General features: G+C 31.0%; 20 protein-coding genes. 10 read left to right on the top strand and 10 right to left on the bottom strand.

The features are described from left to right. Window positions 1-76 precede the first annotated feature (76 nt). From N456_RS20945 to N456_RS20955, 3 genes are all read right to left on the bottom strand, one after another. The gene (locus tag N456_RS20945) at window positions 77-1,309 is read right to left on the bottom strand and encodes a hypothetical protein (RefSeq protein ID WP_062061624.1); all 1,233 of its coding nucleotides are present in this window, start codon (window positions 1,307-1,309) and stop codon (window positions 77-79) included. 323 nt (window positions 1,310-1,632) lie between these two features. Continuing rightward, window positions 1,633-4,392 carry a TonB-dependent receptor gene (locus tag N456_RS20950; RefSeq protein WP_062061627.1) on the bottom strand — a complete coding sequence of 920 codons (2,760 nt, stop codon included), beginning with the start codon at window positions 4,390-4,392 and terminating at the stop codon, window positions 1,633-1,635. Between the two features lie 471 nt (window positions 4,393-4,863). After that, window positions 4,864-5,223, bottom strand: coding sequence for a toxin-antitoxin system YwqK family antitoxin (locus N456_RS20955; protein WP_062061629.1), 360 nt, complete (start codon window positions 5,221-5,223; stop codon window positions 4,864-4,866). Between the two features lie 479 nt (window positions 5,224-5,702). On the opposite strand from N456_RS20955, the gene N456_RS20960 reads away from it, so the two are divergent. From N456_RS20960 to N456_RS20970, 3 genes are all read left to right on the top strand, one after another. Then, window positions 5,703-8,102 carry an inorganic phosphate transporter gene (locus N456_RS20960; RefSeq protein WP_062061632.1) on the top strand — a complete coding sequence of 800 codons (2,400 nt, stop codon included), beginning with the start codon at window positions 5,703-5,705 and terminating at the stop codon, window positions 8,100-8,102. 140 nt (window positions 8,103-8,242) lie between these two features. After that, window positions 8,243-8,926, top strand: a complete 684-nt coding sequence (locus N456_RS20965; protein ID WP_062061635.1) for a response regulator transcription factor — start codon at window positions 8,243-8,245, stop codon at window positions 8,924-8,926. Further along, window positions 8,926-10,005, top strand: a complete 1,080-nt coding sequence (locus N456_RS20970; protein WP_062061638.1) for a sensor histidine kinase — start codon at window positions 8,926-8,928, stop codon at window positions 10,003-10,005. The genes N456_RS20965 and N456_RS20970 overlap by 1 nt, the downstream gene beginning before the upstream one ends. Here N456_RS20970 and N456_RS20975 read toward each other — a convergent pair. Beyond that, on the bottom strand, window positions 9,943-10,998 hold the full coding sequence (locus N456_RS20975; RefSeq protein WP_062061640.1) for a glycosyltransferase: 1,056 nt from the start codon (window positions 10,996-10,998) through the stop codon (window positions 9,943-9,945). The two genes, N456_RS20970 and N456_RS20975, sit on opposite strands and share 63 nt — an antisense overlap. 286 nt (window positions 10,999-11,284) lie before the next feature. Between N456_RS20975 and trmB the strand changes: the two genes are divergently transcribed. From trmB to N456_RS20990, 3 genes are read left to right on the top strand one after another with little or no spacing between them, the layout of a single operon-like run. After that, window positions 11,285-11,959 carry a tRNA (guanosine(46)-N7)-methyltransferase TrmB gene (trmB, locus tag N456_RS20980; RefSeq protein WP_062061644.1) on the top strand — a complete coding sequence of 225 codons (675 nt, stop codon included), beginning with the start codon at window positions 11,285-11,287 and terminating at the stop codon, window positions 11,957-11,959. Window positions 11,960-11,973: 14 nt separating this feature from the next. Further along, complete coding sequence (locus N456_RS20985; RefSeq protein ID WP_062061647.1) at window positions 11,974-12,603, top strand: LysE family translocator; 630 nt, start codon at window positions 11,974-11,976, stop codon at window positions 12,601-12,603. After that, window positions 12,594-12,950, top strand: coding sequence for an MGMT family protein (locus N456_RS20990; protein ID WP_062061650.1), 357 nt, complete (start codon window positions 12,594-12,596; stop codon window positions 12,948-12,950). Before N456_RS20985 ends, N456_RS20990 begins: the two co-directional genes overlap by 10 nt. A 12-nt stretch (window positions 12,951-12,962) precedes the next feature. On the opposite strand, the gene N456_RS20995 is transcribed toward N456_RS20990, so the two are convergent. Beyond that, on the bottom strand, window positions 12,963-13,328 hold the full coding sequence (locus N456_RS20995) for a hypothetical protein (protein ID WP_062061653.1): 366 nt from the start codon (window positions 13,326-13,328) through the stop codon (window positions 12,963-12,965). A gap of 52 nt (window positions 13,329-13,380) precedes the next feature. Next, window positions 13,381-13,506, bottom strand: coding sequence for a Fic family protein (locus N456_RS25475; RefSeq protein WP_082422613.1), 126 nt, complete (start codon window positions 13,504-13,506; stop codon window positions 13,381-13,383). A gap of 627 nt (window positions 13,507-14,133) precedes the next feature. Between N456_RS25475 and N456_RS21000 the strand changes: the two genes are divergently transcribed. Together N456_RS21000 and N456_RS21005 are read left to right on the top strand one after the other, a co-directional pair. Then, window positions 14,134-15,273: an Mrp/NBP35 family ATP-binding protein gene (locus N456_RS21000; RefSeq protein WP_062061657.1), complete on the top strand. Its 1,140-nt coding sequence runs from the start codon at window positions 14,134-14,136 to the stop codon at window positions 15,271-15,273. Between the two features lie 3 nt (window positions 15,274-15,276). After that, window positions 15,277-15,516 carry a NifU family protein gene (locus N456_RS21005; protein WP_062061660.1) on the top strand — a complete coding sequence of 80 codons (240 nt, stop codon included), beginning with the start codon at window positions 15,277-15,279 and terminating at the stop codon, window positions 15,514-15,516. Window positions 15,517-15,679: 163 nt separating this feature from the next. Here the strand turns inward: N456_RS21005 and N456_RS21010 are convergent, their stop codons facing one another. From N456_RS21010 to N456_RS21020, 3 genes are all read right to left on the bottom strand, one after another. After that, on the bottom strand, window positions 15,680-16,576 hold the full coding sequence (locus tag N456_RS21010) for a metallophosphoesterase family protein (protein WP_062061664.1): 897 nt from the start codon (window positions 16,574-16,576) through the stop codon (window positions 15,680-15,682). 97 nt (window positions 16,577-16,673) lie between these two features. Continuing rightward, window positions 16,674-17,474, bottom strand: coding sequence for a tetratricopeptide repeat protein (locus tag N456_RS21015; protein ID WP_062061666.1), 801 nt, complete (start codon window positions 17,472-17,474; stop codon window positions 16,674-16,676). Further along, a complete protein-coding gene (locus tag N456_RS21020; RefSeq protein WP_062061669.1) occupies window positions 17,471-18,043 on the bottom strand; it encodes an RNA polymerase sigma factor in 573 nt (190 codons plus the stop codon). The genes N456_RS21015 and N456_RS21020 overlap by 4 nt, the downstream gene beginning before the upstream one ends. A 275-nt stretch (window positions 18,044-18,318) precedes the next feature. On the opposite strand from N456_RS21020, the gene N456_RS21025 reads away from it, so the two are divergent. Then, the gene (locus N456_RS21025; protein WP_062061672.1) at window positions 18,319-19,749 is read left to right on the top strand and encodes a S8 family peptidase; all 1,431 of its coding nucleotides are present in this window, start codon (window positions 18,319-18,321) and stop codon (window positions 19,747-19,749) included. Window positions 19,750-19,801: 52 nt separating this feature from the next. Beyond that, window positions 19,802-22,558: a CHAT domain-containing protein gene (locus N456_RS21030; RefSeq protein WP_062061675.1), complete on the top strand. Its 2,757-nt coding sequence runs from the start codon at window positions 19,802-19,804 to the stop codon at window positions 22,556-22,558. 203 nt (window positions 22,559-22,761) lie between these two features. On the opposite strand, the gene N456_RS24130 is transcribed toward N456_RS21030, so the two are convergent. Then, entirely contained in the window at window positions 22,762-23,046 is a 285-nt protein-coding gene (locus tag N456_RS24130) for a hypothetical protein (RefSeq protein WP_148639399.1), read from the bottom strand. Window positions 23,047-23,323: the final 277 nt, after the last annotated feature.

Here is a 23,323-nt window from a genome sequence, read left to right on the forward strand (position 1 = left end):
TAAAGTAACTGAAAATAAAAAAGGCTACCAATCGGCAGCCTTTTTTATTATAAAAGAATATAAAACTATTCTAAAATTATTTTTTAGTATTTAAAATAGCATTTACTACTGTAAAATCATAGTTACTAAATGCGAATTTAGAAAGGTCAGCTCCAGTTGTCGTAGCATCTATTGTGATTGTAGCTCCTGGTGCATTTTTAATATCAGTTTCATCGATATTGATACCTCTAACTGTTATTGCTACAGCAGCATTTGCGTTACCTTTTTTATCTTCTAAATCGATGAAATCATCTGCTCTTGATTTGTTTTTAGTTCCAAGAGCTATTACTGCATTAGTAATAGTTGCTTTACTTCCTCTACGTATTTTGATCATATCAGACATTTCTGTTGTCTTTAGAGCATCATTTATGATAGTGATGTTCTTGATTGTAGGATTAGATAATGGAGTAGCAGCATTGTTATTTTCATTACCATCTCCCTCTATACCACGAGGGTCTTTAGTTACCGCAGTAAATTCTTTTTCTCTTATTAATAGTATGTTATCAGCAGTTCCTACCCATCCAGATGTATAATCAAACATATCATCCTTAGCGTTAATGATCATAATATTAGTTACGTTTACAGTACCTCCGAAGAATTCAATTCCGTCATCATCACCATTTTTAACAACGATATTATTAATCGTTGTTCCAGAACCTACACCGAAAAGCGAAATACCATTAAATTCTTGAGTACCATCGATTCTAGCACCTGTATACTCAGCAACTACATATGATAAAGTACCAGAATTATCAGCACTTTCTGTACCTCCATACTTTAATCCAGCAACTTCTGTTTGTACATCTACTCCAACATTAGCAGGAGCTTTTCCAGCGATTACGATACCTCCCCAGTCACCAGATCTTGGATTTGCAGCAGCAGAAGTAAATACTATAGGAGCAGCAGCAGTACCATTAGCTTCTATTTTTGCATCTCTTTCTACAGCAATAAAAACGTCAGAACCTCCAGCACTAGCTTCGATTTTAGTTCCTGCTTCTATTTCTAAGGTAGCTCCTTTTTTTATTTTTAATGGTCCAGTTAGTTTATATTTAGTTCCAGCAACTAATTTAATATTACCAGTTACATCTCCTTTTAAATCACTAGGCTTAAAATCTTCATCACTAACAGATGTAATGATTCCATCACCTTTAGTTCCTCCTCCGTTGTTGTCTCCTCCACCGTTTGGATTAAGTGCAACATCATCATCCCCAGAACATCCTGTAAAAGCAATTGATGCTATTGTTAAAGCTGTAAAAACTATTTTTTTCATCGTCTTAATTTATTTTGTTTTCAGTAAGTTATTGTTAAGCAAATAAAACACTTTTGTTGAGGTATTACCTTAATTAAAGATTAAGCATTCGTTAACTGTTAGAAGTAATTGTTATGTTTTTGTTAACACAGTAATAGCTTGTTAAGTTAGACTATCAGTTGTTTGAAGTGTCTTTTAATTTATGTTATTGAAAATTATAGGAATGTAATTAGGAGAATTAAAATAGAACAAACTAATCTTGTTTTATTTTTTATAACAGTATATAAATGATAAAAGGCTACCCGCTTTTGGATAGCCTTTTATCTAAATAAAAACTATTTTTTTTAGAATGCGTATGACATTCCTATAGAGATATTTAATCCTTTTTTGAAACTTGTTACAGTTACTTTTTCTCCAGAAACTGTTTCTTTAGTCAATTTATAGGTAGGGTCTAAAAGGTTTTTAGCAGAAAACTTTATCGTTGTTTTCTTACCTAGACCTATTTTTGATACAAAATCAAGCGTTGGTATTGCAGATTCAAAAGTGTTTTGATTTCCTTGTACTCCTAAACTGAATACTCGTTCACTAAAATAGCTAAATACTAAAGATGAAGTTGTTTTTACTTTTTCTCCTGTAGTGGTATATGTAAGATCAGTATTGATTAAGACAGGGGATGCACCTTCCAGATCATCAGTTGTATTCGTAAAATTTAAAGATTTCTTTAGATTTTGTTTTGCTTCAAGAAATGATGCATTAAAACCAAGAAATAACTCATTAGAAGATTTTGGAGAATCAAAATTAACTAGTTTTTTTCTAAGCTCTAACTCTATTCCGTAGATATTAGCTTCGTCTCCAGTATTATCAAAAGTTAAGTTACCAACAGTATCTTCAAATTTATTAATTGGATTTTGTATGTTTTTGTAAAAACCAGTTACAGAAATTATTTCTCCTGCTTTAAAATAGCGTTCCCATTTAAGGTCAATATTATAATTATCTGCTGCAATCATATTAGGGTTACCAATATCACTAAAATCTACCCCTTCATATTTAAAAGGAGCTAATTCTTTAAACTGAGGTAATGTATAGGTTTGACTTGCCGCTAGTCTAAAGATATTGTTTTCGTTTAAAGAATATTTTAGATTTAAACTTGGTAAAAAATAAGTATCTTCAATTTTTCCTAATCCACGATTACTAGGATCATCACTACTACTAATATTAGTATCCCATATAATAGATTGATCTACTTTATCTGCTCTTACACCCACATTAGCAGTAAATTTTGGTGAAAATGTATAGGTTCCGTCAAAAAAGCCTGAATGTATTTCTTTATTCCCATTATAGGTATAAGGCTCGAAATCAGTTATGGCATTACTTCTACCTCTATTAGTTCTAAACTCGAATTGCTCATTTCTGATAGCTCCTTGATTAAGAATATTGTCAATATTGTTAGGATTAATATCAGTTCTTTGATTTATACTAAGAGGAACAAATCCAAAGGTGATATTTTCAAAATCTCTATCCGTATTTCTATAATTGTAACCTACTTTAATTTCTCCTAGATTACTTTCTTCTTCTTCTTCTTGGTTTCCAAATTTATATCCAGCAATAAATTTTGCAGCATATTCATCTTCTTTTAAATCACCATAGAAACGCTGTGTATTTGCTTGACCGTTAGGATCAAATAAATATATTTTAGTATCAGGATTAAAAGTATATGAATCAATTCTTCGATCTGGTTCATCTCCACGAACAATATTATAAGAACCTCCTAAGTCTAAGTAAATTTTCTCTGTTAGATTAATTTTAGATAATAACTGATTTACGAATAACTTATTAGAGTTTTGTTGTTGTCGTCTTATAAAAATAGATTCATTATCACCTTGTTCATTTCCAGAAACCCCAAATTGTTCGGATACATTTTGAGAATTATTATGGATCACCATACCATTATAACTTATAGTATTGTTTGCTCCAAATTTATATTTTAAGTTACCTAATAAAATTTGTTTTACATTATAAGTATACGTTTCATTTTTAACGTCTTTACTAAACTTAGTCTTTTCTGTTGTAATTCTAAAAATATCTCCCTTTTTGTAAGAATAGTCATTCTCAAACGAAGCTAATAAAAAAGTACTTAATTTATTATCTTCTTTAATATTAAAGCTATTTCCATATGAAATGCTAATACTTCCATTTGTTTGTAAGTCTTGACTATCTGGTTTAAAAGAGGTGTCAAAGTTGTACACATTAAAATTTTCTGTAGGAATCGTATTATCGATTTTAGTTCCTAAAGAGTTAGCACCATTTACAGTAAGGAAATTCTTTTTACCAACTGTTAATGTGTTAATGCCAGTAGAAATGTCTATCTTAATTTTTCTCTTTCCGATATGTTCTTTAGAAACAACATCTATGTTTGCTCCTGCAACATCACCATATATGTTAGATCCAAAAGCTTTATTCACACCAACACTTTGTATGATATCTGAACTAAAAAAGTCTAAAGAGATATTCTTATATAGGGGATCTTCTGATGGTAATGGTAATCCGTTTAATGTAGTAGAATTAAGCCTATCTCCTAACCCTCTTACGAATACATTTTTTACTCCTTCAGCTTTTGTAATTCCAGCTACTTTGGTAACAGCTCCTTCCGCATCACTAACACCTTTTCTTGCTAGTTCCTGAGCTCCGATTGACTGTTTAATTTCTATTGCATTTTTCTGCTCCAGTAATAATGCTTCTTCCCGTTCTCTACTTGTTATTACTTTTATAACTACTTCCTCTAATGCAGCAGCAGTAGCTCCCATAGTGGCATTTACCACTGCTACTTTATCTGCTTCTACTACTACGTTAGGTACTTCTACTGTTTGATATCCTGTAAAACTAAATTCTAATGTATATGTACCAGGAGCAATTCCTGAGATCTCATATAATCCATCAAAATCAGTCGATGATCCTTTTGTAGATCCTTTTACAAGTACATTGGCAAAGGGTAAAGGTTGATTATTAGATTCTTTATCTAATAATTTACCGGCTATAGTTCCGGTTTCTTGTGCAAAAATAACACTTACAAAAAGTAGTGCTATTAGGGTAAATGTGTTTTTCATTACGTGTTTTCAAAATCCGCTACAAATAAATACGGTTTTGCAGTAAAAAACTTTACCTTATTGTTATGATTAGTTTAAGGGATTGTGCTAGGAAAAATGTTGGTCCAAAATAAAAACCATTTAGTTTTATTAGAGAAATATTGTGTCTAATTAATTTAAGTTATTGTTTACTAGTAGTTTAGTTGTTCTTATCTTAAATCTACTATTTTATATAGTACATTTTTCAGTGTTTTTAAATAGTATTTTAATTGTTATTAAAAAGTTAAGTTGAGTATTTCATTTTACTTTTTGTTAACGTTTCATTAAAGTATTATTTCTTTGTGAATAGGTTTTATGGGATTTTTTTTTATTTTAACTTATGATTTCGTTAAGAAATTATTGTTTAGTAAATACCAAAAACACAGAAGCCTAGTCAATTGACTAGGCTTCTGTGTTTTTGGTATTTCTTTTGAAATATTTACTGTATAAAAATTAATTTTTATAATTCATTACTACATTGTCTTTTCCAGACCAAGTAGTTACATCAGCAATTTGATTGTTATCATAATTTACTTCTGATAACTTATCTGCTGTCCAGAAAAACCATTTTCCTGTTTTTACTCCTTTGTTGTATTGCCCCATGGCAATTTTCTTTCCTGTAGCATCGTAAGATTTCCACTCTCCATGAAGTATTCCTTCTTTGTTGTAGAAACCTTGTTGTCTTACCGTTCCATCTTCGAAATAATATGTACCTTTAATAAGGTTTCCTTCTTTCTCAAAAGTAGGTTTTACTTCCTGAGCAAAAATAGTTACTGAAAACAACAATGCTGTTACGATTAATAATTTTCTCATAATGGTGATTGTTTTTTCGGGTTTCTTAATAATTATATTACAAAGGTAACATTAATTTTACTTTTAAACAACAATGAGGTAACATTAAATTAACATTAAAACTATAATTAATTGATTTTTAGTGATTTACGTGGTTTAATTTTATTAACATTGGTTTTTTGAATTCTAATTTTTTAGAGACATATTTTTAAATATATAGCATTAAAGATGAAGTTTGTGATAGTTTTTTTTATAATATTTAAATGTTTAATTACTTGATTTTAAGTACTTTGTTATGTTTTTTGTTTTTTTGAACTAGTTGATGAACTTCTTGGTTATAGTAGAAACTCTGAGCTTACTTGTTTAGTAGAGGTATGTTGATGTATGAGGATATATGATAGATTGGTAAGAATAGATTAGTCTTGAAATGATAACGTTTCAATAACATATGACTTGAATTTTAATAACATTTTTGTGGTCAATAATTACCTACCATATATATGAGTGATATTTACATATTGATGATTGTTGCATTAGCAGCGTTAGCCATTGCAGACCTTATTGTTGGGGTTAGTAATGATGCAGTTAATTTTCTGAATTCTGCAATAGGTTCTAAAGCGATATCTTTTAAGACTATTATGATAGTTGCAAGTATTGGGATTGCTGCAGGAGCTATTTTTTCTAGTGGATTAATGGAGGTTGCTCGTAAAGGAATCTTTGTTCCCGGGGAGTTTTATTTTGATGAGATCATGATCATCTTTATGGCGGTTATGATAACAGATATACTACTTCTTGATTTTTTTAATACATTAGGGATGCCTACCTCTACTACAGTATCCATTGTTTTTGAATTACTTGGTGCTGCGGTATGTGTCGCATTGCTTAAGATTTCAGCAGATTCATCACTTTCTGTAGCAGATTTAGGAAGTTATATTAATACAAAGAAGGCAGGGGAAATTATAGTAGGTATTCTACTTTCGGTTATTGTTGCATTTTCTGTAGGAGCAATTGTTCAGTATATATCTAGGTTATTATTATCTTTTAATTTTGAAAAGAAAGCAAAATGGGTTGGAGCCTTGTTTGGAGGAGTTGCTTTAACAGCGATACTTTACTTTATATTTATAAAAGGTATTAAAGGAACAAATTATGCAAAATCGATTGTAGATGTTGTATATGATGGAGGAGCAGAAGGTTTATTGGATTGGGCAAATACTTATTTTAATGCTTCATATGAAACCATAAAAGAACTTGTAAAAGCTAAAAAAGATCTATTTAAGATTGATGGAACTACAGGAACTGTTGCTTTAACATTAAGAGGATTTTTAGAGACTAATGTATTATTGATTGTATTTGCTGGTTTTATGGTCTTATCAATACTTTCATATCTTATTATGCAGGTGTTTAAAACAAGTATTTATAAAATCATCATCATTGTTGGAACATTTGCTTTAGCACTAGCTTTTGCAGGTAATGATTTGGTAAACTTTATCGGTGTTCCTATAGCAGCATGGCAATCATATGAAGCTTGGTCGGTATCTGGGATCGCAGCAGATTCTTTTACGATGAATGTTTTGGATTCTAAAGTAGCTACACCTACATATTTATTATTGGCAGCAGGTATTATTATGGTATTGACCTTATGGTTTTCTGCTAAGGCTAAAGAAGTAGTGAAAACATCTATTGATTTATCTAGACAAGGAGATGGTAATGAAAGATTTAAACCTAATTTTTTGTCAAGAGGAATTGTGCGAGGAACAATATTTCTTTCTGAATCTATTTCGTTAATTACTCCTAAATCATTTAAAACCTGGTCGGATAAGCAATTTGATCAAAAATTAGATATTTCTAATACAATGGTTGTTACTAAAAAAGAAGATTTACCTGCATTTGATACAGTAAGAGCTGCGGTTAATTTAATGGTAGCGGGGATTTTGATATCTATAGCAACTTCTATGAAATTACCACTTTCTACAACATATGTAACCTTTATGGTAGCTATGGGTACTTCTTTAGCAGATAGAGCTTGGGGGAGTGAGAGTGCTGTATATCGTGTAGCAGGTGTACTTAATGTAATTGGAGGTTGGTTTTTTACAGCAATAAGTGCGTTTGTTGCAGCTGCGATAATTGCATTTTTGATCAATCTACATCAACCTATCATGACGGTGGTTTTATTGTTAGTAGCAGTATTATTGTTAGTTAGGAATACAATTAAGTATCGAAATAAAGCCAGAGCTGAAAGAGCTGAAGATAGACTTAAAAAATCAGAGAGTAGTTCTATAAATGGAGTAATAGAAGAAAGCTCAGATAATATTAAATCCTTTGTATCTAGAGGAAATAAAATTTATACAAGTACAGTAAGTAGTTTAGCAAAATATGATCTGAATGCTCTGAAAAAGAGTAGAAAAGGAATTGCTAAATTAGAAACCGAAGTAGAAGAACTGAGAGATAGTATATTTTATTTTATTAAGAATTTAGATGATGCTAGTGTAGGAGCGAGTAATTTCTATATTTCTATCTTAGGATATCTTGAAGATATTACTCAATCTCTGGAGTATATCGCTAAAGTAAGTCATAAACATGTGAATAATAATCATAAGAAACTTAGGTTTAATCAAATTAAAGATCTTAAAGAAATAGAGGAACATTTAAATGACTTTTTTACTACTATTAAAACTGTTTTTGATGACAGAGAGTTTAGCACTCTTGATGCTATTATACATGAGAAACAAGAGTTATTTACTATTGTCAATGATAAAATTAATAGACAAGTTGCCAGAACAAGAACAGAAGAGAGTAGTCCTAAAAATACTACACTGTATTTTGGCTTATTGATGGAAACAAAGGATTTGATTACTGCGACAATGAATTTGCTAATCATCTATAGAGATCATCAGAATTGATTCTAGAAAACTCAAAACGTTAAGTAAATGTTATATTTACTAAATTTTTATGTTAGTTTCTTGTTTCCTAGTATAGAGGATATGAAAACTTCATTTTTACATAGTATATTTACCTCACATTGATATAATTCAATACAAAGATGAATAAAAAAGAGATTATAATTTTATTGGTAGACGATGAGCCAGATATTTTGGAGATTGTAGGCTATAACCTTACAGCAGAAGGATATACTGTTGTTACTGCCGAGAATGGTGTTGAAGCTGTAAAAGTCGCTAAAAAAAGAAAACCACATCTAATTATTTTAGATGTGATGATGCCAGAAATGGATGGTATTGAAGCTTGTGAACAAATACGTAAATTACCTGATTTACAGAATACAATTATAACTTTTCTTACTGCTCGTGGAGAAGATTATTCTCAGGTAGCAGGCTTTGACGCAGGAGCAGATGATTATATCACTAAACCTATTCGACCTAAAGTTTTGGTTAGTAAAGTGAAAGCATTATTAAGAAGGATAAAAGAAGAAGAGTCCTCAGAAAATGTTGTTAAGATTGGTAATCTGGTTATTAATAGAGATGAGTATAAAATTCTTAAAGACAAAAAAGAAATCGTATTGCCTAGAAAAGAATTTGAATTATTATCTTTATTAACTTCTAAGCCCGGTAAAGTCTTTAAACGAGAAGATATTCTTGATAAAGTATGGGGTAATGAAGTTATAGTTGGAGGTCGTACTATTGATGTACATATTAGAAAATTAAGAGAAAAAATCGGCGATGATAGTTTTAAAACTATTAAAGGTGTAGGATATAAGTTCGTGGTTTAATGGCAGAAAATTTTAAAAAGTCCTATAGATTTGCATATCTTTCGTCTTTATATATTACGATATTACTAACGCTCACATTGAGCGTTTTTTTGTACATGCACACCCTCCTTAACCTGCTATTAATAGTAGGGTTTGGATTAATCTGTTACATAGTCTGTTTTTTAATCGTTCAATATAGAGTTGAAAAATTTATTTATCGTAGAGTTCGAAAGATCTATGATGACATCGAAATGTTAGGCGTTGATGCCATTGGAGGTAATCCAGTTACTACAGATATGAAAACTCTTATTAAAGAGGTTGAGAAATTTGCACAACAAAGAAAAACAGAAATAGAAACGTTAAAAGTTAGAGAGAATTATCGTAAAGAATTTATGGGTAATGTTTCTCACGAGCTTAAAACACCTTTATTTACTGTTCAGGGGTATGTTCTTACTCTTTTGGATGGAGCGATGAAAGACCCAGTGATTTTAGAGAAGTACTTAAATCGAGCAAATAAAGGAGTTGAACGCTTAATTTATATTGTAAATGATTTGGATATGATCACTAAGTTAGAGGCTGGTGATCTTAATCTTAGCTATACTAATTTTGATATTGTAGAATTGGTACAAAGTGTATTTGATCTTTATGAAATGAAAGCATCAGAAAAAAATATAGCACTTACATTTGATATGAATTATACAGAGCCCATACTAGTCCATGCAGATAAAGAGCGGATACAGCAGGTGCTCTCTAATTTAGTTGTAAATTCTATAAAATACGGAAAAGAAGATGGTACTACCGAGGTAAGTATCGAAGATCTGATTCGTAATAAAACAATCATTAGAGTTACAGATAATGGAGAGGGTATTGCACAAGCTCATATACCACGGTTATTCGAACGATTTTATCGCATAAATAAGAGTGGGTCGCGTAAAGAAGGTGGATCTGGCTTGGGGCTAGCGATTGTAAAGCATATTATCGAAGCGCACCATGAGCGGATCTATGTAGAGAGTGACTACCGCGTAGGTAGTGAGTTCTCATTTACTTTGGAAAAAGTGAAAAAGTTCCCTGTAGTCGATATCGGTACTAAAACTACTTAGTCCTCGATATGCATTAAGGTCTCTTAGTTTCTTTAAAGTAAAATCATTTTGGTTACAACTAGGAACTAGTTTATTTACGGTTAAACGTTCAGCCAAGTATTCTTGTTCAAACTGCCCTGGAGTAGGGATAAAAAATGCTTTCTTCTTCAGTTTAGCAAGATCCATTACTGTTGTGTATCCAGATCTAGAAATGACCAAATTACTACTGTTAATAGTATTTTCTAGATCCTTTCCAGTAAGGTAATTATGAACTGTAATATTGTTTTTTACATACGTTTTTTGAGTCTCCTCAATAAGTCCACGTACAAAAACAATTTTTTTATCACTTTGCTCAAATTCTTGAAATAATTTTTCTTCTAATAAGGTACGTTGAGGTTCTGGACCAGAAAGTAATACCATAATTTCATATCGCTTAGGGACGACTTGATATTCGAATCTACTAAGTGGACCAAGATATGTTACGGGAATGTTATTTTTTTTAGGATGACCTAACTCTCCACTAAGATTAGGGTCATCTGCCATATCTGGTACCCAACATACATCAAATTTTTTGATATACTTATTATGTAGTTTTGTACTGATGGAGGTTGTTTTTCCACTAAGTACAGTAAGCTGATGAGTAATGAAAACAGAAGGTATGCTCTTATGTCGTACTCCCATTCTATTGTCAGATATGATGCCACAATAATTATCTTCTCCTAAAATCTTCTTTATAGCCTTTTTTTCAGCAGTAATTGCATGAGCAATTTTTGGGCTATTTAACAGCATTTTTAATTTAAAATTGCTAGCTTTTTTAGAATACTCAATATTATAAGAAGGAAGTTCTTTTGTCTGTAACGAAGGAAATTCCTTTTTTAATAATGATAAAGCAACACCATCAGAGGCAATAACAGGCTCTATACCCTCCTCTATTAATGCATTAATGATAGGGATACATCGCGTTGCATGACCTAATCCCCAGTTAAGAGGGGCTACAAGTACTTTCTTGTTCAAATGTTCTAGTTTTTATTTGTTATATTATGAATAACAATCTGATTCATAATAATAAAAGTAATTCTATTTTCTTGTGCATATATTTCCTTAATTTTACCAAAAAATTATCTTTAGGTATTCTTGTGAAATAAGAATACTCTTATAAGTTATTTATTTTGTTGTGGGAAATTGCCCTTTTTGATAAGAAATAAGAAGATTATGAGTGCTTATCTGGTTATAAATATAGAACTTTGGTTTATAGCTTTTAAGCTTCATAAGGTAGAAAATTAATGAAACAAGAAAATCTGTGGGGAGTAAGAATAAATTGAAGCGCTTTAATGAGAATAAGACTTTTCAGAATGTGATAGAACCTACTCGTGATGAGGTACTTAATAATACATTAGGGTATAAAGGAAAGTGGAATGATAAATTCTTTAAAAATCAAAATCCTATTGTTTTAGAATTAGGTTGTGGTAAAGGAGAATACACAGTAGGTTTGGCAGAACAATATCCTAATAAGAATTTTATAGGTATTGATATTAAAGGAGCTCGTTTTTGGCGAGGTGCTAAAACTGCTATTGAAGAAGGCATGAATAATGTAGGTTTTATAAGAACACAAATAGAGCTTATTGATGCTATTTTTGAAGAAAAAGAAATTGATGAGATATGGATTACTTTTCCAGATCCACAGATTAAATATAAACGTACTAAACATAGATTAACCAATCATGATTTTTTACAACGTTATAAGAAAGTATTAAAATCAGAAGGGATTGTACACCTTAAGACTGATAGTGAGTTTATGCATGGGTATACTCTAGGGTTATTGCATGGAGAAGGTCATGAAGTACTTTATGCGAATCATAATGTATATCATAATGAAGGTTCTCCAGAGATTGTAACTGCTATTCAAACTTTTTATGAAAAACAATACTTAGAAAAAAATAAACCTATAACATACATTCAATTTAAAATCGTATAATTACTATAGTAATTTTGGAAATCACAAAGTTGTTTTTAGTTACATTTTTTGGATCACTAGTCGGAGTAATTCCTCCGGGACTGGTCAATATGACTGTAGCTAGAACCTGCCTAGAAAGAGGTAAAAAAAATGGTGTGCTAGTGGCTATAGGCGCTTCATTAGTTGTCTTGTTTCAAGCGTTGATAGCAATTCTTTTAGCTAAGTATATTTTCTTTAATCCTTATATAAAAAATATATTATTACGAACAGGAGCAGTTATTTTCTTTTTTATGGCAATCTATTTTTTTGCAAAAGCAAAGCAAAAAAATACTAAAATAAAAACCTATAAGCATAATAAAACCAGAAGCTTCTTCAAAGGGATGATGATTTCTGCAATTAATGTATTACCAATACCATATTTTTGTGCTATTGCAGCAGGTATGAGTGTAAGTGGTAAAATAGAATATGATGCATTGCATATTATGATTTTTGTAATAGCAGCAGCAACAGGAACCTTTGTAACACTCTATTTTTATGTATTTTCTTTTCTTAAAATAGAGAAAAAAACAGCATCCATCACTAAGTATACTAATTATTTTATGGGGATATTAATGTTAATTTTAGTACTAATAACTTTAGCAAGGATTATATATACATGGGAGTAAATAATAATGATACGAGGTCAGATTCTGATATAAGCTTTTTTGATAAGGTATATGAAGTAGCCAAGTTGATCCCTTATGGTAGAGTTACTTCTTATGGAGCTATTGCCAAGTATTTAGGCGCTGCACGTAGTGCTCGGATGGTAGGATGGGCGATGAATGCGTGTGGTAATCGTGATGACGTTCCTGCTCATCGTGTTGTAAACAGAAAAGGGATACTCACAGGAAAACACCATTTTAAAGGCACCAATTTAATGCAACAATTACTCGAAAATGAAGGTGTAGAAGTAGTCGATAATCAAATCATAGATTTTGAGAAATTATTTTGGGATCCTATGAAGGAATTATGAGAAATTTTTATCCTAGGCATCTCCTTTCCAGTAGTTGGCAGTCTTTTTATCAATATTAATTTTTTTCAGAATATTTAAACTTACCAGACCTTCTAAATCTGTTCTCGAAGCTTGGTTGGTAATAGAAAAAATTGTCTCAATTTCCTTTACAGAAAAGTGACGATTTTCATTTTCTTTTACCCAAAACAATATCCGAGTTTGTCTTTCATTACTATTTGGAAACGAATAAAATGTAGAAAGTTTAGCCTCTTCTTTTTTCTTTTTGGCAACATATTTTTTTAAATCTTCAAAAGTTCGAGTAAGCACTTTTACTTGATAATAAATAAAATAAGTAGCATCCATATCATCTATTTTCAGTATAAATATGTGCTTTTTCATACTGTGTTTTCGTTTTTATAATGACTTTTGAAATAGAGAGGTGTTCTGCGAGCTAATACTCATTTTTTAGCAAATACCAATAGAAAATTGCACAAGCTGTCCTTCTATTTCCATCTGCCAATGGACGAATAGACCCAATCAAAAAGAGCAATATACTTGCTTTAACAATGAGGTGAATAAAATTATCTTTTGGATTACTATTCTATTTTTTCTGAGCATATCTTTAGTTTTCACTCTTGTTGTGGTAGCACCTTCTATCATAGAAGAGAAAATAGATTTTTCCTTCAATGCATTATTGAGATTTTACTGTTTGTCTAGCCCAGAAAGTAATTACTCTTTTTGTAATCCTACATCAAAGTTATGGTCTAAATAATGAAGCTTTTGTTGCAGACTTTTGGTGATATTATATTTGAAATCGTCATGATTAATATATAATAATGAGTATTAAAGGTGTCTTTTAGATTTAAGTATACCTCAGAGTTTTTGAGCATCAAGATTTTGATTTTTAAGATATTTGATTTTATCCCAATATAGATATCGTTTTTCAATTTTATATTAGTGTTTGAAAAAATATGAGGTTGAGTAAGAAGAAGTAAAAACTCATCAATTTCACTTGTTATTTCTGAAGATCTTTCAATCATATTTGTAAATTTTTCAAAAATTTACAAATATTAGGACATAATCAATAGCGATACTACTATAAATCATTTCAATTTATAGTTTTTATAATCTTAATTATTCAGCTTATCTTTGCGATACTAATCAATTTATATTGATAAGCTAGTTAGAAAAAGAAATACTATTTATGAAGTTAGAGAAATCAGATATACTAAAAGCATTAGAAACTATTACTGTTGCAGGAGAAGGTAAAAATATGGTTGAAAGCGGTGCAGTAAAGAATATAATTACTTTTGGAGATGAAGTTATTGTAGATTTAGTATTAACTACTCCTGCATTACATATTCGCAAACGTGCTGAAGTGGATATTATGAAGGTGATTCATGAAAAAGTATATGAAAAGGCAAAAATAAAAGTGAATATCAAAGTTGAAGCTCCTACAGCTCAACCCGAAAAGAATGAGATTAAAGGGAAACAAATCCCTGGGATTAGCAATATTATAGCTGTAGCTTCTGGTAAAGGAGGAGTTGGTAAATCTACGGTAACCTCTAATTTAGCAGTAACACTTGCTAAAATGGGATTTAAAGTAGGGGTATTAGATGCTGATATTTATGGTCCATCAATTCCTATTATGTTTGATGTAGAAAGAGAACGTCCTTTATCCGTTAAAGAAGATGGGAAATCTAAAATGAAGCCTGTAGAAAATTATGGAGTTAAGGTTCTATCAATAGGGTTTTTTACACAACCCAATCAAGCAGTAGTCTGGAGAGGACCAATGGCAGCAAAAGCATTGAATCAAATGATTTTTGATGCTGCATGGGGAGAATTGGATTTTATGCTAATCGATCTACCTCCGGGAACGGGAGATATTCATTTATCTATAATGCAATCATTGCCTATTACGGGAGCAGTAGTCGTAAGTACTCCGCAGAATGTAGCATTAGCAGATGCTAGAAAAGGAGTAGCAATGTTCCAGCAAGACAGTATTAATGTACCAGTATTAGGAGTTGTAGAAAATATGGCATATTTTACACCAGCAGAGCTTCCTGATAATAAATATTATATCTTTGGTAAAGAAGGAGCTAAGTATCTTGCAGAAGATCTTGATATTCCATTTTTAGGAGAAATTCCACTAGTGCAGAGTATACGCGAGGCGGGAGATGTAGGTAGACCCGCGGCACTACAAGTAGCTACACCTATAGAACAAGCATTTGAAGAGCTAACCAGAAATGTAGTTCAAGAAGTAGTCAATAGAAATGATAATTTACCGCCAACTGAGGCAATTAAAATAACAACAATGGCAGGATGTTCTGCCGTAAAAAAATAAAAAATGACTTCTGAAGAATTAAAAATTAATGTAGAAAAGGCGTTAGACGAGATAAGGCCATTTTTGGAAAGTGATGGAGGGAATATTTCTTTGATTTCTATAGAGGATGATAAAATAGTTAAGGTCCAGTTAGAAGGAGCTTGCGTAGGGTGTAGTGTAAATCAAATGACACTTAAATCCGGTGTAGAAATGACTATTAAAAAATATGCACCCCAGATAGAAGAAGTACTAAATATAGAATAATATACAGATGATAGTATCATTAAGCCTTACAGTTAAGAAGTATAACTTCTTAACTGTAAGGCTTTTTTTTAGTATAAAAACCAATATTTAATTGGGGAATAGACTCCATATAGTTTAGAAATTATATTAATTAAATACTGATATGTTTTTTATCAAGAATTATTTATTCTGTAATAAATTCAGTTAATAGCTGTGGTCCTTCTAGAGGGACTCTTATGATTTTTAATGTACCGTCTTCGGTAGTAGCGATTTGCCATTTGATTAAAGTAATATGACCATTTTCTATTTCTATCCCTGTGATAGATCTCGGATGCACACAACTCCCATCATTAAACAAGGCTAATTCTCCTGCTTCAGGAAATCGAGGTCGATGTGTGTGACCAATAATAGTAACTAAATTAGTATTGTTAGCGATCCATTTTTTAATTCTACGTTCTATACGTATTGTTTCTTTATAATTTTTTGCAGGGCTTGTAGGATCTGCTATCCCAACAACTTGAAGAGGTTTCCATAAAACTCTGACAAGAAATCGATTTACTCGCCATCCAATATAATTCATAAAATCTGCCTGATGCCCATGTAATAAGAAAACTTCTTGATTTGTTTGCTTATGTTGTAGCACAATAGCTTCATGATAAGTAAGACCAGGAAACAAAGGAATCTCTGTATCTGTTTTGTGATCAAAATAAGAACTCAAATGCTTCTTTACATATTTAGGGTCTCGATATACCATATCGTGATTACCCCAAATTAAATTGAGTCTATCTTCTTGATGAAATAGTTGTAACAATTCATATATATCCTTATGCGCTCTAAATATAGTTTCAAAACTTAAATTCTCCCATAATTCATCACCATCACCTAATTCACAATACGTAAACCCCTCTGTATAATAATGTTTTAAAGCATGAAAATAGATATTTCGATTATTTGCGAAATCATCAGCAAAACTATTATCTCCTCGATGGCAGTCACTAAAAAAAATAAATTTGGAGCTATCATCAAAAGAGATAGTTTTGGCGTTTTTATATGCACGATCCAGACGGAATTGAGAAGACATATATCCTAATTTTTTAGTAAATATACAATACTTACACTTTATTGACTTTGATGGCTTACAATAAAAACAGTTAAAAAACGATCGTAAAGTAATATATCTATTTTAATTCATCAAGCAATTTCTGCGCAGCTGTATGAATATTAGAAGAATCCTTTAGAAGTATCTGTAATTCGTTTTTAGCTTCTTCTATCTTTTCTAACTTTAGATATGTCAATGCTAGATACCAATGTGCTTTAGGGGCATCTAATGTATCACTGTTTAAAAGTCGGTTAAAATTTTCTATGGCAAGTTTATTCTGATCTAATTCTAATTGTGCTATTGCAATATATAGTAGTACCTGTGGATTTAGACTATTAGTATCAGAATGATATGTGTTGAATATCTCAAGAGCGTTTGTATATTTTTTCTCCCTAAATAGCCGTTCTGCTTGTGCAAGATTAGTATTTACATCTCTTACTGTCAGTGATGGTAAATCGTTCCAATTTTTATATTCGGCATATAAGCTTTTACTGTCGATAGGTTTATTTAACTGAAAAACAATAAACAATCCAATAATTAAGATGGCAGCAATTGATCCGGCATATACGATAAAATATTTTTTCTTAGGAGATGATATCGTAGTAAAGTATTCATTTTCTGCTTGCCGAATACTAGTTGTGATTGCCTTTCCTTTTTCACTCTTCAAGAAAGTTTCATACTGTGATGTCTTAGCATTTAGAATAGTTATCTCAGTAGTCTCCCAGTCACTATCATTATAAATAATATCCATTTCTTGATATAACTCCAGCAATTTTTTTGCTTCAGGGCTATTATTTATTTTCTCTTCAAAAATATTTTTTTCCTCAGAAGACATCTCTTGATTAAGGTATTTCTCTATTTCTTTTTCTAAACTACTCATAACTCCTTTAGTTCATTATAACGAGAATCAGATTGTATAGCATCTTTAAGTTTTGATTTACATTTAAAAATACGTTGGCGTACAGTATTTTCTGTAGCGTATCCTAGCATATCGGCAATTTTAATATACGGGATTTTATTAAAAAATAGCTGCAATACTTTTCTACAATTTTCAGATACTTCCTCTAATTTTTGTTGAAACAATTCCCATTTATCTTGCTCATACGCTGCTAATGCAATGTCTCGTTCTTCTTGTATTAGATCAATAACTACGGGATTTGTTACCCTAGATTTACGGATTTTTATTTCTCGTCTCCATGCATTTTTACATGTGGTAAAAAAATACCCTTCAAAACTAGAGGTAATTACAAACTCTTGTTTTTGTGCTCTAACTGATAATTGTAGTAGAGCTTTTTGCATAATATCTTTGGCATCATGTTCTGTACCATCATGAGAACATACATATGTATACACTTTTGGATATACTTTTTTATAAATCTCTTTAATTCCTGCCTCATTGCCATTAATAAGACTTTTTAATAAGTAATTGTCATACTTCTGAGGGCTCATGTAGTACTATAATTGGTTAAGTTGTGATAGATTTTCAAGATGTTATAGGTAGCTTGTTGATATTGAAACGATACAAAATTAGATATAATTTTGAGATTTATATAAAGTTAAAAGCCTTATTTGTTAAAAGCTTATTGAAAAAATAAAAATAAAAATAATATTGATGGGTAACATTTTATTTATTTTATGCTCTTGTTGGTAAATATTTATAAACCATAAGTATCTCGAAGTAATTAGGGGAAAAATGTACTTTGATATATTAAAATTTTAAAAACATGAAAAAAAGTATACTATTAATTATTGGATTATGTCTTATAGGAGCATGGGGATGCACTATGGATGAAGGAAATTTTATAGAAAAAGAGACACATCAAAATAGTGCGAAAAATAAGAAAAATGTGCCTATTCCAGAGATTATCAAGGATGAAATAGTAATCCAGTTTAATCATCAACGAATAAAAGAAATAGCAGCTATTGAGAAAAAACAAACAGACATTGTTAAAGAAGATCTGAGAGAATTGTATGAAAATAGATACAAATTTACCATCAATGATGTCAAAAAATGTGATTGCGATAACGATGATATAGAACTATGGAAGATAACAGCATTACCAAAATTTGTTGAAATTGAAGGAGATGATGGATTGGTTGCTAATATAAATAAAGGAGAACCTAGTGGTGTAGTCGAAGCAGATTATAATTTTTATTTTAAAAATAAAGCATATTCTTTCCAAGGTATTTTTTCTTCAAAATTATCGGACAAGGTTAGATTAAATACTTCTGGTGATTTTATAAATATTGCAATTTTGGATACTGGTGTCGATTATGACTTTTTTCCTGATCGTTTTCTATACAATAGTAGTAATACCAGCAATTGTCAGGATGAAATTTCTGGATGGGATTTTGTGAATCATGATAATGATCCAAAAGATGATCAAGGACATGGTACTGTAGTAACCAAAATAATTACTAATCAACTCGATCTATATAATATTGCGTATTCCATAATGGCGGTAAAAACTTTTGATCAAAATGGTGTAGGATCATATTGGTCAAATGTTTGTGGCATCAATTATCTTGCTAAAAAACAAGATAATTTTATCGTTAATACTAGTTTTGGGTTTTATGGAATAACTGATCAAGATATTTTTAAAAATATTGTGGATAGTGCTAGTGATAGATTACTACTAGTTTCTTCTGCTGGTAATCATGGAGTCGATACCGATGTTTCGGGAAATGAACATTTTCCATCTGGATATGATTCTGCTAATATACTAACGGTTGGCGGGTATATAAAAGGAGATTTTTTTGCATCTCCAATCTATGGCAGTCCATACATAAGTGGTATATTAAAAGCTGATGGTTCTAACTATGGAAATTCTAGTGTTGATGCCTTAGCTTCTTATAACGAGCATACTATTAACTTATCATATACCACAAAACCTAGAGATGGGTTTAATGTTTCAGTACAAGGAACTTCTTTTGCAGCAGCAGAGGTTACTGCACGTGCCGCTCAACTGTCTAGACAAACTTCTGGAACTCCATTAGCAATAAAAAATAGAACATTAAGCTCTGGTTATATCGTAAGAGGCCTAGACGGCGTTATTAATGATGGAAAAGCAATTGTTAGACATATGATCAATTCTGGAGGAAGTGGTCCTGGTCCTACACACTATAATAGTACAAATATTCCGGTAGCGTTTTAAACAGACATCCTTACAGTACGAGAAGTAGTTGATAATTCCTATTTTTGATAGTATGAATTATCAACTACTTACTTTTTGTTATATTATTAGCGTATTCACACAATTATGCAGTGCCCAAACTGATATAGAATTCAAAGAAATTCTAAAATCTAAAGCTGAGACTACCCTAAAAGAAAATCAATTAGACTCTTTTTTAAAGATTTACTCTCATAAATTATCTAAAGAAAAATTGGCAGATTGTTATCACGAGTATGGCAAATGGTATTATATCAGATGGATAAATAACAGACATAATGAACTAACCAAAAAAGCGATTGAATACACAAAAAAAGCAGCCATTCTTAAAAGTGAGAGTAAAGATATCAGTCATAAATCTATTGCTAAAACATTTTCTAACTTAGGATATTTCTACTCTATAGATAATAGCCTATTTCAAGCTATTGACACCTATGATAAAGCACTAGACTATGTGTCTAATACGAGTAAAAAAATTAGTATATATGCAGAATTAGGAGATCTATATAATCAAATTGGAGATTATCATAAGGGACTATACTGTTTTAACACTTCTATTTTATTAGCTAAAAACGACACTTTATATAAAACTGGATTAATAGAAGGATATTTTGGTCAAATAGAAGTGTATTCGTTAATGGGGTACAAGAAAAATTCTAATAAAATCAAGAATAATATTCAAAAAATAGATTCAGTATTAAGTATATCTTCTATTCATACATCAGTCTTAAAAAGATATAGAAATCGGATGTATCAGATTGAAGGGAATCGACTATTGAAAATCAATAAACATAGAGAAGCCACTTCTTTTTTTCAGAAAGTAATACAAGGACTATCTGATAAAGATTCTGTTAACTTAGGTAAAGTCTATAATAGTATTGGGTTATCGTTTTTAAATTCAAATAATACTAACGAGGCGCTATCATATTTACAAAAAGCTATTTTGTATAACCCAGATTTTACACCTTCTTATGATAATCTAGGAGATTTATATATAGAACAACAAGAATTTATTAAAGGATTACAAGAATACCAAAAAGCAATAAATTACTCTGTTTCTAATTATCAAGAGTTTAGATATGATGATTTGATTATTAAAGAAGAATTAGAAGTAGCAGCCAACAAATACTACCTCTTACATCATTTAATTCAGAAAGCTAATGGTTGGGTGCAGTACTATCATTATGATCAAGACAAAAATCATCTTATACAGGCTTTAAAAACGTTTAAACTAGCAGATCAATTAGTAGATATTATTCGTTTTGAAAGTACAGAGTATAAATCTAAGTTGTTTTGGAGAGAACAAGGAGCATCTTTATATATGAAAGCTGTAGAAACATGTTATTTATTAGAAAACCCCGAGCAAGCTTATTACTTTATGGAAAAAAACAAGGCTCTGTTATTATTAGAAGACATCACCAATGAGCAAGCCAAAGAAAATGCAGAACTACCAATAGCGATAGCTAAACGAGAATTTACCTTAAAGAAAAAAATATACTTGTCTAAAAATAAGTTGAATACTATAAGAAATCAATCAGAAGATAGTATTCAATCGATAAAAGATCAGATATATAAAAATAAACAAGTATATAAACAATTTGTAGATTCAATATCTCACACATACCCAAAATATGCTACTAATAAAAAGAAAATAGCAGTATTACCATATCAACTATTTACAACCAAATATATCTCTGATAAGCAGGTCGTATTGCAGTATATACTTAATGAAACCCAAGGATATGGGCTATTGACAACCAAAAATAAATCTATTTTTTTTGAGATTAAAGAAGGGAATACTCTTCAGGATGATATTCTTACCCTACATAAGCAGTCTTCTCGATGGTTTGCGAATCAAGAACAGCTTATGACATATCATAAAAATGCAAACACCATATTTAAACAACTATTACCAGAACAGGTATATAAACATGTTAAAGAAAAAGAGGTAATTATAGTACCAGATTATACCCTACAACAGATATCTTTTGATGCATTAACGACTTCATCAGAACCCTATAGTTACTTTATAAAAGATTCCGAGATACGATATGCATATTCAATGTCTTATCTAGATCGTAATAAGCAATTAGTAAGAACACCAAAATATTCGTTTATAGGTTTTGCTCCGATATCTTTTACAGCAAAAGAATTAGGGGAACTGGCATATAGTAGAGAAGAAGTTATTTCGATTTCGGATGTATTTAACGGTAATGTATTGATAGAAGAAAGAGCAACTAAATCTAATTTTCTGGATACTATTAATCAGTATCAAGTAATACACCTTTCTACTCATGCCGATATAGGAAATGATATAGACCCCTGGATAGCTTTTAGAGATAAGAAACTCTCATTAAATGAGATATATGCGACCAAGAATCAGTCTGATATGGTGGTGCTAAGTGCTTGTAAAAGCTCACTAGGAGAATTGAAAAAAGGAGAAGGAGTGATGAGTCTTGCCAGAGGGTTTTTTCATTCTGGAGCCAAGAGTGTGGTATCTTCTTTATGGGCTACAAACGATAAATCTAGCCAGAAAATAATGCTAGATTTTTATACAGCAATGGATCAGGGAGCAACCAAAGCATCTGCATTACGAAACGCCAAACTAAACTATATAAACTCCCATATGGGTAGTGAATTATCACCTTTCTACTGGGGATCTCTAATACTTATAGGAGATAATATGCCTATTTCGTTATCTTCTAATTTTTCTAATTGGTATCTGGCAAGCTTGATAGGGATTTTAGTAATACTATTACTTATTGTATATATGTGGAAAAAAAGAAAACAATAATTGGGAGTAGTTTACAACTAACAAAACTAATCATAGATACATTTAGGATTTAGGCTATGTAGTAATACTGCTAAAAATATAGGCTAGAGGTATAAAAGCATGTTTAACGTAAGCTATTATGCCCTTTATTATTAGAGTTTACTATACAAGAGAAAAAGATGCTTATTCTAGTAAATAGTACTATTTACACGTTTTATTGAACACTACCTAAAATCACTACAGGGAAGAAGTATCGTAGCGCAGGGAGAGGTAAAATCACTACCGGGAAGAGGTATCATAGCGCAGGGAGAGGTAAAACTACTACAGGGAAGAGGTATCATAGCGCAGGGAGAGGTAAAATCACTACAGGGAAGAAGTATCATAGCGCAGGGGGAGGTAAAATCACTACAGGGAAGAAGTATCATAGCGCAGGGAGAGGTAAAATCACTACAGGGAAGAGGTATCATAGCACAGGGAGAGGTAAAATCACTACAGGGAAGAGGTATCATAGCGCAGGGAGAGGTAAAACTACTACAGGGAAGAAGTATCGTAGTGCTGAGATACCTGATTTAACAATTTTAGAATTAGGAGTATTCTGAAATTACATTAAACTTAAATTTTTTTTAAATAAATAATTTTACAGGGTAACCTTTCTTTTCTTTTACACTCCCTTCTACAAATAAGCAATTGCTTAAGGATTGATCCCCTTAATTTTTTTTGTAAAAATCATAACTATCGTTATGATCGCGTAAGCCGAAAAGCGTAAGAGTAAGCATATTTAAAACC

The organism is Aquimarina longa SW024, from assembly GCF_001401755.1.
Taxonomy (GTDB): Bacteria; Bacteroidota; Bacteroidia; order Flavobacteriales; family Flavobacteriaceae; genus Aquimarina; species Aquimarina longa.